13 protein-coding genes are annotated in these 14,952 nt (G+C 56.6%); 4 read left to right on the forward strand and 9 right to left on the reverse strand.

The features are described from left to right. The first annotated feature begins 352 nt into the window (after positions 1-352). Both AC2VLY_RS02435 and AC2VLY_RS02440 read left to right on the forward strand, forming a co-directional pair. Complete coding sequence (locus AC2VLY_RS02435; RefSeq protein ID WP_486921706.1) at positions 353-757, forward strand: truncated hemoglobin; 405 nt, start codon at positions 353-355, stop codon at positions 755-757. Between the two features lie 9 nt (positions 758-766). Further along, a complete protein-coding gene (locus AC2VLY_RS02440) occupies positions 767-1,012 on the forward strand; it encodes a type II toxin-antitoxin system Phd/YefM family antitoxin (protein ID WP_486891648.1) in 246 nt (81 codons plus the stop codon). A gap of 112 nt (positions 1,013-1,124) precedes the next feature. On the opposite strand, the gene AC2VLY_RS02445 is transcribed toward AC2VLY_RS02440, so the two are convergent. From AC2VLY_RS02445 to AC2VLY_RS02470, 6 genes are all read right to left on the reverse strand, one after another. After that, on the reverse strand, positions 1,125-1,391 hold the full coding sequence (locus AC2VLY_RS02445) for an AbrB/MazE/SpoVT family DNA-binding domain-containing protein (protein WP_486891647.1): 267 nt from the start codon (positions 1,389-1,391) through the stop codon (positions 1,125-1,127). Positions 1,392-1,398: 7 nt separating this feature from the next. Beyond that, the gene (locus AC2VLY_RS02450; RefSeq protein ID WP_486921707.1) at positions 1,399-2,679 is read right to left on the reverse strand and encodes an ATP-binding protein; all 1,281 of its coding nucleotides are present in this window, start codon (positions 2,677-2,679) and stop codon (positions 1,399-1,401) included. Positions 2,680-2,744: 65 nt separating this feature from the next. Continuing rightward, positions 2,745-4,295, reverse strand: coding sequence for a threonine ammonia-lyase, biosynthetic (gene ilvA, locus AC2VLY_RS02455; protein WP_486921708.1), 1,551 nt, complete (start codon positions 4,293-4,295; stop codon positions 2,745-2,747). Further along, positions 4,292-4,663: a winged helix-turn-helix domain-containing protein gene (locus AC2VLY_RS02460; RefSeq protein WP_193649582.1), complete on the reverse strand. Its 372-nt coding sequence runs from the start codon at positions 4,661-4,663 to the stop codon at positions 4,292-4,294. Before AC2VLY_RS02460 ends, ilvA begins: the two co-directional genes overlap by 4 nt. Continuing rightward, on the reverse strand, positions 4,660-5,622 hold the full coding sequence (locus AC2VLY_RS02465) for a YheT family hydrolase (protein WP_486921709.1): 963 nt from the start codon (positions 5,620-5,622) through the stop codon (positions 4,660-4,662). Before AC2VLY_RS02465 ends, AC2VLY_RS02460 begins: the two co-directional genes overlap by 4 nt. 2 nt (positions 5,623-5,624) lie before the next feature. After that, on the reverse strand, positions 5,625-5,834 hold the full coding sequence (locus tag AC2VLY_RS02470) for a (2Fe-2S)-binding protein (protein ID WP_193649584.1): 210 nt from the start codon (positions 5,832-5,834) through the stop codon (positions 5,625-5,627). A gap of 274 nt (positions 5,835-6,108) precedes the next feature. On the opposite strand from AC2VLY_RS02470, the gene AC2VLY_RS02475 reads away from it, so the two are divergent. Beyond that, a complete protein-coding gene (locus tag AC2VLY_RS02475) occupies positions 6,109-6,885 on the forward strand; it encodes a GNAT family N-acetyltransferase (RefSeq protein ID WP_193649585.1) in 777 nt (258 codons plus the stop codon). Continuing rightward, positions 6,882-7,790 carry a lysophospholipid acyltransferase family protein gene (locus AC2VLY_RS02480; protein ID WP_486921710.1) on the forward strand — a complete coding sequence of 303 codons (909 nt, stop codon included), beginning with the start codon at positions 6,882-6,884 and terminating at the stop codon, positions 7,788-7,790. Before AC2VLY_RS02475 ends, AC2VLY_RS02480 begins: the two co-directional genes overlap by 4 nt. A gap of 41 nt (positions 7,791-7,831) precedes the next feature. On the opposite strand, the gene hemE is transcribed toward AC2VLY_RS02480, so the two are convergent. The 3 genes from hemE to gltB are packed head-to-tail and all read right to left on the reverse strand — an operon-like array spanning position 7,832 to position 14,766. Next, positions 7,832-8,908 carry a uroporphyrinogen decarboxylase gene (hemE, locus tag AC2VLY_RS02485; RefSeq protein WP_486921711.1) on the reverse strand — a complete coding sequence of 359 codons (1,077 nt, stop codon included), beginning with the start codon at positions 8,906-8,908 and terminating at the stop codon, positions 7,832-7,834. A 5-nt stretch (positions 8,909-8,913) separates the two neighbouring features. Then, positions 8,914-10,311 (reverse strand): FAD-dependent oxidoreductase, encoded by a 1,398-nt coding sequence (locus AC2VLY_RS02490; protein WP_486921712.1) that lies wholly within the window; start codon positions 10,309-10,311, stop codon positions 8,914-8,916. Between the two features lie 27 nt (positions 10,312-10,338). Beyond that, a complete protein-coding gene (gene gltB, locus AC2VLY_RS02495; RefSeq protein WP_486921713.1) occupies positions 10,339-14,766 on the reverse strand; it encodes a glutamate synthase large subunit in 4,428 nt (1,475 codons plus the stop codon). Positions 14,767-14,952 lie beyond the last annotated feature (186 nt).

The raw sequence follows: 14,952 nt of genomic DNA on the forward strand, positions 1-14,952 counted from the left end.
GGTTGGGGGCCTGCCCATAAGGATAAGTGGCCATCCAGGCAAGACTTTCCGCAGAGGCTGTGCCTGCTCCCGCCAGCGAAGTCAAAACAGTGCAGAGGCATAAACATATTTTACGGCGCATAAGTGTTTATTCCTTGGTAACACATGGTTATGTTCTGGTAATAAAAAATAACCATTACTTATTGAATTTATTAATTAATTTTATTATGTAGTGAATTTCCATGTTAGGCAATGCTGATTGATCTAACCTTCTGCAACTTGCCTGATCTGGATGGGCTTGGGTGCAACGCGTTCTGCTTCTCATGAAAAATTCTGCTAAGATCCTTTGGTCAAGGCATTTCGGATACATTCAATGGAAACCAGCAATCCCCCCAAGCGGCGGCTTGAGCCGCTCTGTGACAAAATATCCCTGCCGGTGATTCGCGCGGTGGTCGATGATTTTTACAACCGTATTCAGGTGCATCCGACCCTGGCTGAGCCCTTTTCCATTGTTCAGGACTGGGACTTGCACAAGGATCGTCTGGTGCATTACTGGTGGACGGTATCGGGTGGGCTGCCTTACAAGGACTACCGCTATGCGCTGGGGGACAAACACGCCCCGGTGGGAGTCACCAACCCTTTGGTGGATGACTGGTTGGCTTTGTTTCACGAGACCATGCTGGACCACATGGACGCGGATTTAGCGAAGCGCTGGCACGGCATGGCTGCCGGCATTGGAGAGTCCCTGCGTCTGATGTTCGCGCCTCGGGAGCCTTAAGGAGTCATCATGCAAACCTACAATATGCACGAAGCAAAAACGCAGCTTTCCCGACTGGTTGAGAAGGCTTCCAAGGGGGAGTCTTTCGTGATCGCCAAGGCCGGGAAGCCCATGGTGAAGGTCGTTGCGCTGGAAACGCCGGAAGTATCACAGCAGAAGCGGTTTGGGTTTCTGTCCGGTCAGATCCGGGTGCCGGATGATTTTAATACGATGGCTGCCGAAGAAATTGCGGCCTTGTTCGAGGGGCGCCTGTGAAGCTGCTGCTGGATACGCATTTGCTGCTCTGGGCTATTGATTGCGCAGGCAACGGTCGAGGGACTGGTACTCTTGACCAGTGATGTGACCCTGGAACGGTATCCGGGGCCGGTCAGGCTAGCCTAACGAACTTGGCCATCTCCCGGCGTTCTGCGATGAGTTCATCCGCAATATGAACCGTGGATGGGACAGGAGAAAAGCGCCCTTCGATGCGCGCCCAGATGGCATCCGGTTTTTCCAGTATCAGCCGGTTGTCCTCTACACGGGCCACCATGGTTGTTCCTGGAGTTAGACCCAGATCTTTGCGCAGGACTGCAGGAATAACGAGGCGTCCTTGCAGCCCTAATATAACTTCAACATGTTCATGGGAAGGTGTCATGGGTAAATTATGGCCCGACTCCATTAAATATGCCACATACATCTGTCGACGACCGCCACAGACAAGATAGTGGCACGGCGTATAGACCTCTACCAAAAGATGCGACCGCATCGCCATCGTAGAGTACCACCCCTCCCACAAAAGTGGTCCCTGTGGCACTTTCCAGTTTTTGCAACCCTTTGAAATCGGCGGCGGTGACGGTGGCGGCGGCCTTGACCTCGACACCCGCCAACTTTCCGCCGGACTCCAGCACAATATCCACTTCAGTGCCGTCCTTGTCGCGAAAATGGTGGAAGGTTACAGGTTCATCCCGCCAACTGGCATGGCGACGTAGCTCCTGATAGACAAAGGTTTCCAATAGTTGTCCATAGAGGGTTCGATCATCCCACAGCGCTGCCGCGTCCACGCCAAGTAAAGCGCAGGCCAGGCCGGTATCGCCCAAATGTAATTTAGGTGTCTTGATGAGGCGACTCAGACGATTGCTGTGCCAGGGCGGCAGTTCTTCCAATAGAAATACCCGCGCCAGCAGGGTCATATAGTCGCGGATAGTTGGGCGGCTCAACTGGAACGGTGCGGCCAGGTCGGCCACGTTCAACAGACGAGCGCTTTGCCCGGCCGCCATTGTCAGCAGGCGTGGCAAGGCCTCCAATGCGTGAATGCGGGTGAGATCGCGTACATCGCGTTGCACCAGGGTATCAGCGTAATCCCGGTACCAACTCGCGCGACGGCGCGCCGTGGCCCGCGCCAAAGCTGCCGGGTAACCGCCGGCCGCCACATGCTCAGCCAGCATTTTACCGAGACGCTGTCCGCAAGCTCCCGTCTTGAAACTATTCCCGAATAATGTGGAGAGAAAATTGGGCTCGATCCCGGTCAGTTCCGCCTGAGCCAAAGGGTGCAGGCGCAGGATCTCCATGCGTCCCGCCAGGGAATCCGCCAATTTGGGCACCAACAACACATTGGCCGAACCGGTGAGGATAAATCGTCCCGGCTGCCTTCTGCCATCCACTGCAGCCTTGAGCGAGGTGAACAGGTTTGGCACGCGCTGAACCTCGTCCAGCACTACCTTGTCGGGCAAGTCCGCCACGTATCCGATGGGATCAGTCTGGGCCGATGCGCGCTGCGTATCGTTATCAAAACTGAGATAAGTATACCCGGCAGCATCGCCTACTTGCCGGGCGAGTGTGCTTTTGCCACATTGGCGCGGTCCGTGGATTAATACCACTGGTGTGTCGGCCATGGCTTCGATGAGGCGTGGCTGCAGGAATCGAAAATATAGTGGTGTATCCATCATCGGCCAAGTGTAACTTTAATGCCGGCTATATGAAAGTTTCATGGCGTCCAAATGAAATATTTTTATTCGCCAATTGAAAGAGTCATCCGGCTCTGGGCGTCACCCTGGTCCAGAAAAAAGCGGTAGGCGGGATTGCTGCTTTCGGAAAAATGCGGATAGCCTACCTTGCTGAGCATTGCTTCAAAGCGCTGCAAATCCGTATCAGGGACTTCAAAACCGGCCAGGACGCGCCCCAGGTCCACCCCGTTATTGCGGTAATGAAACAGGCTGATATTCCACTGGCCGCCCAGCTTTTCCAGAAATTCCATGAGCGCCCCCGGCCTTTCCGGGAACTCAAAGCGGTAGACGCGTTCGTTTTGTGCTTCGCTGGCATGACCGCCGACCATGTGGCGGATGTGCAGCTTGGCCATTTCGTCCTCACTGAGGTCCAGTGCCTGGTGCCCGTTTTCCTGTAATTGCCGGAGGAGGGCGGCGGCGTCTTCCCGATTACGAATGGCGACACCAACAAAAATATGGGCGCAATCCCGGCGGTGCAGGCGATAGTTGAATTCGGTGACGACGCGCTGGCCGATTGCTGTACAAAAGTCCCGGAAGGCACCGGGCGTTTCCGGAATGGTGACGGCAAACAGGGCTTCCCGGGCTTCGCCCAGTTCGGCGCGCTCGGCAATGAAGCCCAGCCGGTCAAAATTCATGTTGGCGCCAGAGAGCAGTGCGACCCAGGCCCCGCCCCGTCCAGGGTCTTCAGCTGCCTTGCGTTTCAGCCCGGCGAGGGCAAGAGCGCCAGCGGGTTCCATGATGGAGCGGGTTTCATCAAATACATCCTTGATGGCGGCGCAGATTTCATCATTACTGACCCGGATGACCTCATCCACATATTGCTGGCAGAGGGCGAAGGTGTGTTCACCGACCTGTTTGACGGCCACACCGTCGGCGAAAATGCCCACCTGGGGCAGCACGACCCGTTTCCCGGCCTGCAGGGACTGATACATGGCATCGGCTTCAAAAGGCTCGACGCCAATGACGCGAATTTCCGGGACAATGGACTTGAGGTACGCGGCTACTCCGGCGATCAGCCCACCACCACCGACGGGCACAAAAATCGCCTCCAGACCGGCGCCCCGCTGCCGCAATATTTCTGCCCCCACGGTTCCCTGCCCGGCGATGACCAGAGGATCATCAAAGGGGGGGATGAATACCATGCCCGATTGCTGTACCAGTTGGAAACAGTGGGTCTGGGCGTCAGAAAAGTTATCGCCGTGCAGAATCACTTCGGCGCCCCGTGCCCGCACCGCATTGACCTTGATTTCGGGAGTGGTGGAAGGCATGACGATGATGGCACGAATGCCCAGTTTCTGGGCGGAGTAGGCGACGCCCTGGGCATGGTTGCCCGCGCTGGCGGTAATGACTCCGGCGGCTTTTTCGGCGGCGGAGAGTTGGGCGATTTTGTTGTAGGCACCGCGTAGTTTGAAGCTGAATACCGGTTGCAGGTCTTCGCGCTTGAACAGAACCTCGCGCTGCAGGCGTGCACTCAGCTTGGGTGCGGCCTCCAGCGGGGTTTCCCGGGCGACATCATAAACCCGGCTGCAGAGTACTTCCCGAAGCAGGTTTTTCACGATTTTGGCTGCTCCCGGGGCTGGAGTTGCATGAGTTTGCGGAATTCGGCAATGTCCGGGGCTAGCGTGGCATTGGCTTTTTCTTCCATGGCTTCATAGCGGCGCAGTACTTCTTCACCCATTTCCGTCAGATGCGCACCGCCGCCATGACTGCCGCCGGTAGCGGTGCTGACCACGGGTGCCAGAAAACTGTGATTCATGGTGTCTACCAATAACCAGGCGCGTCGGTAACTCATGTGCATACAGCGGGCTGCAGCGGAAATGGAACCGGTTTCGCGGATATGGCGAAGCAACTCGGCTTTGCCGGGGCCAATGGCAATGGCTTCTGCCAGTAAAACCCGCAGGCGTGGTTGCAGATGATCGCTCATGCGTTGTTCCTCCCGTCAAAATAATCCAGCAATGTGTGCGGTAACCAGTCCAGACGTCCGGGAAAAGGCCCGGACATGAAGCCTACATGCCCACCATGTGGGGTTTCGCAGGGCGTTATCGCCGGACTCAACAGGGCCTTACGAACGCTGGCTATGGGTACAATCGGGTCATCCGCGCTGTTTAGCAGCAGGGTAGGCACGGTAATATGACGAAGCAGGGGAGCGGATGATCCTGCTTCCCAAAAACTGTATGCGCCTGCGAAACCGTGTACCGGTGCCGTAAAATATTCGTCGAAATCATACAGGTTTTTGGCGGAAAAAACCTGTGACCAATCTGCCAGTTCCGGATAGCGTCGCTGCAAGCGGCGTACGCTTTGTTTCATGTTTGTCAGAAAGTAACGATTGTAAAAACGGATGTTGCCTTTCTGCAGAAATTCAGCAGTCGCTACCAGATCAATAGGGGCACAGACGCCAGCGGCTTTGCTGAGAACCGCGTTGGCGTTGCCCCCCTGTTCACCAAGATATTTCAGAAGGGCATTGCCGCCCAGGGAAACACCCACTGCATAACGCTTATTGTCGGGCAGTATCTGCGCAACCTTTTCCAGCATCCAGGCAATTTCGGCGCTGTCGCCAGCGTGATAACTGCGGGGCAGGCGATTGTCGATGCCACCGCAGCCGCGAAAATTGATGAAACAGCCGCCCCATCCCCTGTGGCGCAGGGCACTTGCCAGTGCCAGTGCATAATGCCCCCGTGAGCTGCTACCCAGGCCATGAAACAAAATGACCACAGGTGCTTGGGGAGGGGCGTCTATCCAGTCGACGGCTACTTGATCTTGATCGGGTGTGTTCCAGATTTCACGACGCAGGGGAACCTTGCCGGAGCGGGCGAAAAAGGGCGCCCAGATGGTTTGTTGATGCCCACCCCGGGACCACCAGGGTGGCTGAAAGTCACAGGACAACTTCAATCTTCGATGTAAGCGTCGTGCTGACGGAGGTAAGCCTCAAGATCGTCAATACAGCTTCCGCAACCGCCGCCACAACCGGCGTGGACCATCAGCAGTTCCATGAAAGGTAAAGGTTCAGCGCGTTGGCGCTCCAGAATTTCCATAAAAGTGGCGGCCGAACAACAGCAGTATGGGCTGTCATCGGCTTCCTCGGGTGCGGCAGGCATGATAAAAACTTCACCTCTTGGCAAGGTATGCTGGAACAATGTTATACATTAGCCATTGCGGGCGCAGGGTGCAAGACTTCGGCGGCGGATTTTTGCAGGGGGTCGATTATTTTGCGCCTGGGACTGGTAAAGTCTGAATCATGCTATAAAATGGCCCTATTGGGTGAACTGGATCTTGTTTGTCATAAAAAGTTCATAAAAGTGCCGCACTATTGTCATATTTGTGAGTCATAATAAGGAAGGTTTGCTATCGTTTTTGCACGGAGAGCCCTGCATGTTAAGCACTCAATCTCACGGCAGTACCGATCACGTGACTAAGAAAAAAGATCGTTCCTTGCGACTTTATCTGGCACGCCATCAGGACGAAGTGGAAGCAGCGCAACGTTTACGTTATGAAGTGTTCAGTGCCGAGTATGGTGCCCAACTCAGTGGTGGGCCGGGTCTGGATCAGGATGAATATGATCCTTTTTGTGAGCACCTGATTGTAGAGGATGAAAACCGTCAGGAAGTAGTGGGTACTTACCGCCTGTTCCTGCCCGAGAAAGTCCCTTCGGTGGGTCGTTATTATGCCGAGACAGAGTTTGATTTATCCCGTCTGCTCGCCCTGAATAGCCGGATTATGGAGCTGGGTCGTTCCTGCGTACATCCCGATTACCGTCAGGGTGGGGTGATTACCCTGCTCTGGTCGGGGCTGGCCGAGGCCATGTCCATGTGGCAGATCGATTACCTGATGGGTTGCGCGAGTGTGCACAGTACCGATGGCCCGGCCCTTGGGGCCCTGTATCAGCAACTTCAGCAATATTTGACTCCGCAGGAACAACGGGTTTTCCCACTGCGCGAGGTTCCGGGTTTTGACCGGCTGGCAGAAGTGGAAGCCGCTTCTTTGCCTTCTCTTTTGAAGGGATATTTGCGGGCCGGTGTCCGGGTGGGAGGAGAGCCGTTCTGGGATCCCCAGTTTCACTGCGCGGATTTTTTTGTGTGGTGTGAATCCAGCCTCATGACTCCCCGTTATCAGCAGCGCTTTCTGGAACCGGTGGGCCGCAGAAAATGAAAAGGCGTAAACAAACGCCGGCTCCGGTTCTTATTCACTACCCGGGGCGGCGTTTGCGGCGTATGCGGCCCAATGTCATGCGGCGTTTTTGGCGGGTTCCTATGTTGTTGTTTTACCTTTTGTTGGCTTACCCGCTGGCTCTGTGGACTTGTGCCCGCAAAGCGCAACCTGATGCTTCCAGTTATCGGGCTTTTGCCTGGTGGAGCCGTCGCGCCTTGCGGGTTTTGGGAATTCGCCTGCGTGTAGATGGTAAAATCCCGGCAGAACCCGTGATGATTGCCGCCAACCATGTGTCTTATCTGGATATTCTGGCTCTGGCGACCTTGATTCCAGGCCGTTTTGTGGCGAAAAAGGAGATGCGTGACTGGCCCTTTTTCGGGATCATGGGGGTCTGGCTGGGGACCTTGTTTATTGATCGCAGCGATGCCCGGGCCAGTCAGCGCACCATGCGTCAGGCCAGTGACATTATTATGGCAGGAACCAGCGTGGTGCTGTTTCCGGAAGGAACCACCAGTGATGGTAAATCGGTGGGCGAATTTTATGCCGCGCCTTTTGAAACAGCCGCAGCCGCCAAAGCTGAAACGGTTCCGGTGGCCCTGCGTTATGAGGATGTGCTGCAACCGGGGCAACCGGATGGATTGTGTCCTTTTGTTGGGGACGACAGTTTGTTCGGACATCTCTGGCGGCTGGCCGCTGCCGCACCCTTGACCCTGCGTGTCGAGTTTCTGCCGGCCTTACCCCCTGAGCTGGGGCGGCGACAATTGGCGCAACAAACCCGTATGGCAATCAGTGAAGCTTTGCAGCGCATGGAACAGGGTGCTTCGGTGACTTATCTGCAGCCGCGTCGTGGGCGTCATCCCCTGCGCGATGCCTGGGCAGCCTGGCGACGCAGTCACGGCGGCTGAAATTTAACTCTTTTCAACCCCCGGCAGCGGCCGTTTTAGGTTCAATCTTGAAGGGACTGGCTTGCAGGGTTCCAGCCATGCACCGTATCCACGAGGGTCGCAACATTCTCCAGGGGGGTTTGGGGCGTGATTCCATGTCCCAGATTGAAAATATGGCCTGTTCCAGCCCCATGACTTTCCAGAACCCGCAGGGCTTCCTGCCGTACTCCTTCGGTGCTGCCATATAAAGCAACAGGATCCATATTTCCTTGCAGGGCAACCTTTTGACCCAGCCGCTGCCGGGCGACATGCAGTTCTGTACTCCAGTCGAGTCCGATGACATCGGCACCACTGTCGGCCATGGCTTCCAGCCAGTTGCCACCGCCTTTGGTAAAGATGATGACGGGAACCTTTCTCCCGTCTGCTTCGCGGCGCAGGCCGGCAATAATCCGGGTCATATAGGCCAGAGAAAACGCTGCATAGGCGGGAGTGCTGAGGCTGCCGCCCCAGGTATCAAAAAGCATGACAGCCTGGGCACCAGCAGCAATCTGGGCATTCAGATAGGCGGTTACTGAAATGGCAAGATGCGCCAGCAAATGGTGCAAGGTGGCGGGATCGCTGTAAAGCAGGCTTTTGATATGGATGAAATCCCGGCTGCCACGGCCTTCGATCATGTAGCAGGCGAGGGTCCAGGGGCTGCCGGCAAAACCGATGAGGGGTACGCGCCCATCGAGCTCGCGACGAATCAGGCGTACGGCATCCATCACAAAACGCAGTTCATTTTCAGGATCAGGTTGACTGAGACGGGCAATGTCCGCCGCAGAGCGCAGGGGCTTTTCGAAAACCGGGCCTTCTCCTTCCTGAAAACTCAAGCCCAGACCCATCACGTAGGGGATGGTGAGAATGTCCGAGAAGAGGATGGCGGCGTCCAGGGGAAAGCGGTCGATGGGTTGTAAGGTGACTTCGCAGGCCAGTTCCGGCGTGGTGCAGAGGGTCAGAAAGTCACCCGCCCGGGTGCGGGTGGCGCGGTATTCCGGGAGGTAACGTCCCGCCTGCCGCATCAGCCAGACCGGAACCTGATCTACGTTCTGCTGCAGGCACGCGCGCAGAAAACGATCATTGTGCAGGGTACTGGCCATAATCCTTAAACTCCCAACTGATCGAGAATACCCTCGGCGGCTTTGCGGCCTTCATCCACGGCAGTGACCACCAGATCCGAACCGCGCCGCATGTCGCCGCCCGCAAAAATGCGGGTATTACTGGTCTGAAACTGGGCATTGGTGCGAATCCGGCCGCGCTCGTCGGTTTCAATGCCGTGTTCTCCAAACCAGGAGGCGGGGGAGGGATCAAAGCCAAAGGCAATGATGACCACATCCGCATCCAGAATCTGTTCGGAACCGGGGATGAGTTCGGAGTGACGGCGACCTTTGGCGTCGGATTCGCCCAGTCGCGTTTCCACCATACGGACAGCCTTTGTACCCTCTTGTTCAGTGCCGATAATTTCGACGGGCTGGCGATTGAAGAGGAATTTCACGCCTTCTTCTCGGGCATTGGCGACTTCCCGCCGGGAGCCGGGCATGTTTTGTTCATCGCGACGATAAGCACAAATGACGCTGCTGGCGCCCTGACGCACGGCAGTCCGCACACAATCCATGGCCGTATCGCCACCACCCAGTACGACGACTTTTTTGCCGGAAAGGTTGATGTAGGGCAGAGTCGGGTCCGGAAGCTGCATCAGATGACGGGTGTTGGCAATCAGATAAGACAATGCCTTGATGACGCCGGGGAGATGCTCACCGGGGAGATTGCCGGTCTTGGCGGTATAGGTGCCCATGCCGAGGAAGACGGCATCAAAGTCGTTCAGCAGTTGTGCCAGGGAAATGTCTTTACCTATTTCTGTTCCCAGTTGAAACTCAATACCCATTTCCTGCAGCAGATCAGCGCGGCGGGCAATGACTTCCTTTTCCAGCTTGAAGGGTGGAATACCAAAAGTCAGCAACCCACCCACGGCGGGATAGCGATCAAAAACGGTGACTTTGGTGCCGGCACGATTGAGAACATCCGCACACCCTAGTCCTGCAGGTCCGGCTCCGACGACGGCCACCTTTTTACCGTTGGGGCTGACGGTACCGGTGCTGGGACGCCAGCCGCGTGCCAGGGCTTCCTCGCTGATGAATCTTTCGAGATTGCCGATAGTGACGGCTCCGTAGCCATCATTGAGGGTGCAGGCGCCTTCGCAAAGCCGGTCTTGCGGGCAAATGCGTCCGCAGATTTCCGGGAGGGTATTGGTCTGATGGGAAAGTTCTGCCGCTTCTTCAATGCGGTTTTCAACAATCAGCTGCAGCCAGTTGGGAATGTAATTGTGCACCGGGCACTTCCATTCACAATAGGGGTTACCGCAATGCAGGCAGCGGTCGGCCTGGAGCTTGGCACTGTCCAGATCAAAACTGGTGTAGATTTCCTTGAACGCTTCGCGGCGTTCTTCTACGTCCAGTTTTTTCGGGTCCTGCCGTGGGTCTTCGATGAAGGCAAAATGGCTCATAATTTTTCCTCGGGATAGCGCTGAGAATCAGCTGGCTTCTTCCAGCAGAACATCCAGCTTCGCTGCCTTGGGCACCACGAGCCAGACATCACGAATGAAATGGGACCAGTCTTTCAGCAGGCTGGCGGCGTAGCTGCTGCCGGTTTGGGCAACGTGGGTTTCGACATGACGGCGGAGCAGGGCCGCATAGCCGCGCATGGATTCGGTCTCGATGCGGTGACAGTTGACCAGTTCGCCATTGACCTGATCGGCGAACTGCCGGGCCTGATCGCGGACAAAAGCGAGACCACCTGTCATGCCCGCACCAAAATTGACACCCACGGAGCCGAGAATGATGACCTGGCCTCCGGTCATGTACTCGCAGGCATGATCCCCTGCGCCTTCAATGACGGCAATGGCCCCGGAATTGCGCACTGCAAAGCGTTCTCCGGCGCGCCCTGCGGCAAACAGGCGTCCACCCGTGGCGCCATACAGGCAGGTATTGCCGACAATGGCAGAGTCCTGGCTGGCATAACTGGTCCCTGCCGGGGGGGCAATGACAATGGTGCCGCCGTTCATGGCCTTGCCCACATAATCATTGGCATCCCCATGCAGTTGCAGAGTTACACCCTGCACGCAGAAGGCACCAAAAGACTGACCGGCCGTGCCCGTCAGTTCCACATGAATGCTGTCATCAGGCAGGCCACTATTCCCGTAACGGCGCGCGATTTCCCCGGACAGGCGGGCACCGATGGAGCGATTGACGTTGCGGATTGGATAGTGCAAACGGGTGGGGATTTTGTCTTCCAGTGCCGGACGGGCATCCTTGACCATCTGTTCGGCCAGTTCGCCCTGATCAAAGGGCGGATTCCGGTCCTGGGTGTGGAAGTTGACATCGGCATTGTGCAGCTCTGCATTGGCGAGTAGCGGCAACAAATTCAGACGCTCCTGCTTTTCAGTCTGGGCTCCACCGATTTCCAGCAACTGGCTGGCACCAATCAGTTCGTCAAAGCGGCGGATACCCAGCTGCGCCATGATCTGACGGGCTTCTTCGGCGACAAAGCGGAAGTAATTGATGGCCATTTCCGGCAGACCGGTGAAATGCCTGCGCAGGGTTTCATCCTGGGTGGCAATGCCGGTAGCACAGTTGTTGAGATGGCAGATACGCAGATATTTACAGCCCAGGGCAATCATTGGTGCAGTGCCGAAGCCAAAGCTTTCCGCACCCAGTAAGGCCCCCTTGATGACATCCAGACCGGTTTTGAAGCCACCATCAGCCTGCAGGCGTACCCGATGCCGCAACTGGTTGCGACGCAGGGTGACCTGGGTTTCGGCAAGTCCCAGTTCCCAGGGGGATCCGGCATATTTGACCGATGTCAGCGGGCTGGCGCCGGTACCGCCATCATAACCGGCAATGGTAATGCGATCGGCATAAGCCTTGGCCACACCCGCAGCAATGGTGCCGACACCCGCTTCGGAAACCAGTTTGACGGACACGTAAGCCTGGGGATTGATCTGCTTCAGATCAAAAATGAGCTGGGCCAGATCTTCAATGGAGTAAATATCGTGGTGGGGCGGGGGGCTGATCAGGGCCACGCCTTCCTTGGCATAACGCAACCGGGCAATGATGCCACTGACTTTGTGACCGGGCAGTTGACCCCCTTCACCGGGTTTGGCCCCCTGGGCAACCTTGATCTGCAATTCTTCGGCATTGACCGCATACTCTGGCGTCACACCAAAGCGCCCCGAAGCAATCTGTTTGATTTTGCTGACCTTATTGTTGTGGTAGCGGGCAGGATCTTCGCCGCCTTCACCCGAGTTGGAGCGCCCACCAATGCTGTTCATGGCAATCGCCAGGGCTTCGTGGGCTTCCGGCGACAGCGCCCCCAGGGACATGGCTGCCGTATCAAAACGCGGAGTAATGGCTTCAATGGACTCCACTTCACCGAGGGGGATGGGTTGCGCAGTGCTTTTCAGTTGCAGCAAATCCCGCAGGTTGGTGACCGGACGTTCGTTGACCAGCCCTGCAAACACCTGGTAATCCTCATAGCGTCCGGATTTGACGGCTGTTTGCAGGCTCTGGACGACATCGGGATGGTAGGCATGATACTCACCCCCATTCACATATTTCAGTAATCCACCGACGGGCAGGGTTTTTCTGGGAATGTAGGCATCGCGCACCTGCTGGCGGATATCGGCTTCAAGCAGTTCAAAACTGGCCCCGGCAATCCGGCTGACGGTACCCTTGAAACAACGCTCCACCACCAGTTCATCCAGACCCAGGGCTTCAAAAAGCTGGGTACTGCGATAGGAGGCGAGGGTGGATATGCCCATTTTCGAGAGGATTTTGTAGAGCCCCTTGTCGATGCCCTTGCGATAATTTTCCAGGGCCTTGACCAGGGTCAGGGGCTGACTGAAGGCGTGCCGTTCACTGAGGCTGCGGACAATGGCATAGCTGAGGTAAGGATAGACGGCCGTCGCCCCATAGCCAATCAGGGTGGCAAACTGATGGGGATCGCGGGCATGCGCCGTGGCTACGACAATGTTGGCTCGGGTCCGTAAGCCCGCATCAATGAGTGCATGATGAACAGCCCCTACTGCCATGAGCGCCGGAATGTAAAGGCGATCCCGCTCCAGGGCATGATCGGACAGCACCAGAATGACGGCACCATGGCGGACAGCGGTAATTACTTCTTCACAGAGCGCTTCAATGGCCCCACCCAGGTTGCTGTCTGCGGCCGAATAGCAGAGGCTGAAAGTCTGACTGCGAAAGGCCGGTTCTTCACGACTGGTCAGGGCGACAAAAGTACTGTCTGAAAGAATGGGTGACTGAATTTCGATGCGGCGGGCATATTCGGGGCGTTCTGCGAACAGATTGCTTTCGCTGCCAATCACCGTATTCAGGGACATTACCAGGGCTTCACGCAGGGGGTCAATGGGGGGATTGGTGACCTGCGCAAACTGCTGCCGGAAATAATCGGCAATGTGGCGTTTCTGTCCGGAAAGTACGGCCATCGGGGTGTCGTCGCCCATGGAGCCCACCGCTTCCTGAGCGCCTTCGGCGAGAATGCGGATGACCTGATCTTCTTCCTCAAAACTGACGCCAAAGGCCTTTTCGCTGAGCAGCAGGTCGGTAACGGGGAGGGCCGGGGTCAGATCATTGTCATCGCGATGCAGATGCTCCGCAAATTCATCCAGCCATTCCCGATAAGGATGACTGTTCATGATTTCGGTATCGATGCTTTCCGAGTCGAGGAAGCGTCCGCTGGCCATATCGACCGCGACCAGCTGGCCGGGTCCGACCCGGCCCTGCACGGCAATATCCTGATGCTGGTAGTCGAAAACGCCTACTTCCGAAGCAATGTTGATGATGCGGTCTTTGGTGATAACATAACGCGCTGGCCGCAAACCATTGCGATCCAGGGCACAGGCGGCGATGCGGCCGGTGTTCAGAACCAGACCGGCGGGGCCATCCCAGGCTTCCATGCGCATGGAGTGATATTCATAAAAAGCCCGCAGAGCCGGTTCCATATGCGGAACATTATGCCAGGCTGGGGGCACCAGCAGACGGATGGCCTTGAAGAAATCCATGCCGCCCTGCACCAGCAGCTCCAGCATATTGTCGAGACTGAAGGAATCACTGCCACCGCCTACCGCCGGAAGTACCTCAGCCATGGGCAGCAGGTCACTGTGCAATTGCGCTTCCCGGGCCTTGGCCCAGAGGCGATTACCCTGCACCGTATTCAGTTCGCCATTATGGGCGAGAATCCGGAAAGGCTGGCAAAGGCGCCACTCCGGCCAGGTGTTGGTGGAAAAGCGCTGGTGATAGGTGACCAGTGCCGAGCTGAAGCGCGAGTCGCGCAGGTCGGGATAAAATACTGGAAGATTTTCCGGAAGGACCAGGCCCTTATAGCCGATTACCTGAGAAGAACAGGTGACGGCAAAAAATTGCGGGTCTGCGACGAAACGCTTTTCTACCCGGCGACGCAGGCGATACAAAAGCCGCTCATGCGTATCCACGTCCTGATCTTCGGGCAGGCCGACAAATACCTGCCAGACGGCTGGCAGGCTGCTCAGGGCTTCTTCTCCGCAAGCCGAGTTGTCGGTCGGTACCTGCCGCCAGGCAACACTGCTCAGGCCGAGATCCCGGGCTTCTGCATCCAATGCATCACGGATGGTCTGGGCAAGGGTGGCGTCCCGGGGCAGGAAAAACTGACCCACACCAAAATGTTCAGGGAGCTTGATACCCATTTCTGCCGCAACGCTGTGGAAGAACGTGCGCGGCATCTGGACCAGCAGGCCGCAGCCGTCACCACTTTTACCATCAGCGGCCACTGCACCGCGATGCGTCAGGCGGGCCAGTGAGGCAATGGCCGTGGCGACAATGGCATGGCTGGCCTGATTATCCATCTGGGCAATCAGCCCGAAGCCGCAGGAATCTCTTTCAAAGTCGGAGGAGTATAAGCTTTGCGTCATTAGGTCACCTGGTCCGTTCTGTCACCCTGTCGCTGAACTGCAAAGCAGGGCTGGACATTATAGCGGGCTTATGGACGGGCTCCAAGAGGCAGCCTTGTCCAATATGAAATGAGTCTGAAGGGTGGAACGTGTTTCTAGCATGAAATGCGTCTGGAGTAAGCTGCAACGGAATCGGGTTCCGTTCAT

The sequence above is a fragment of the Acidithiobacillus sp. TH-A36 genome (assembly GCF_057473445.1).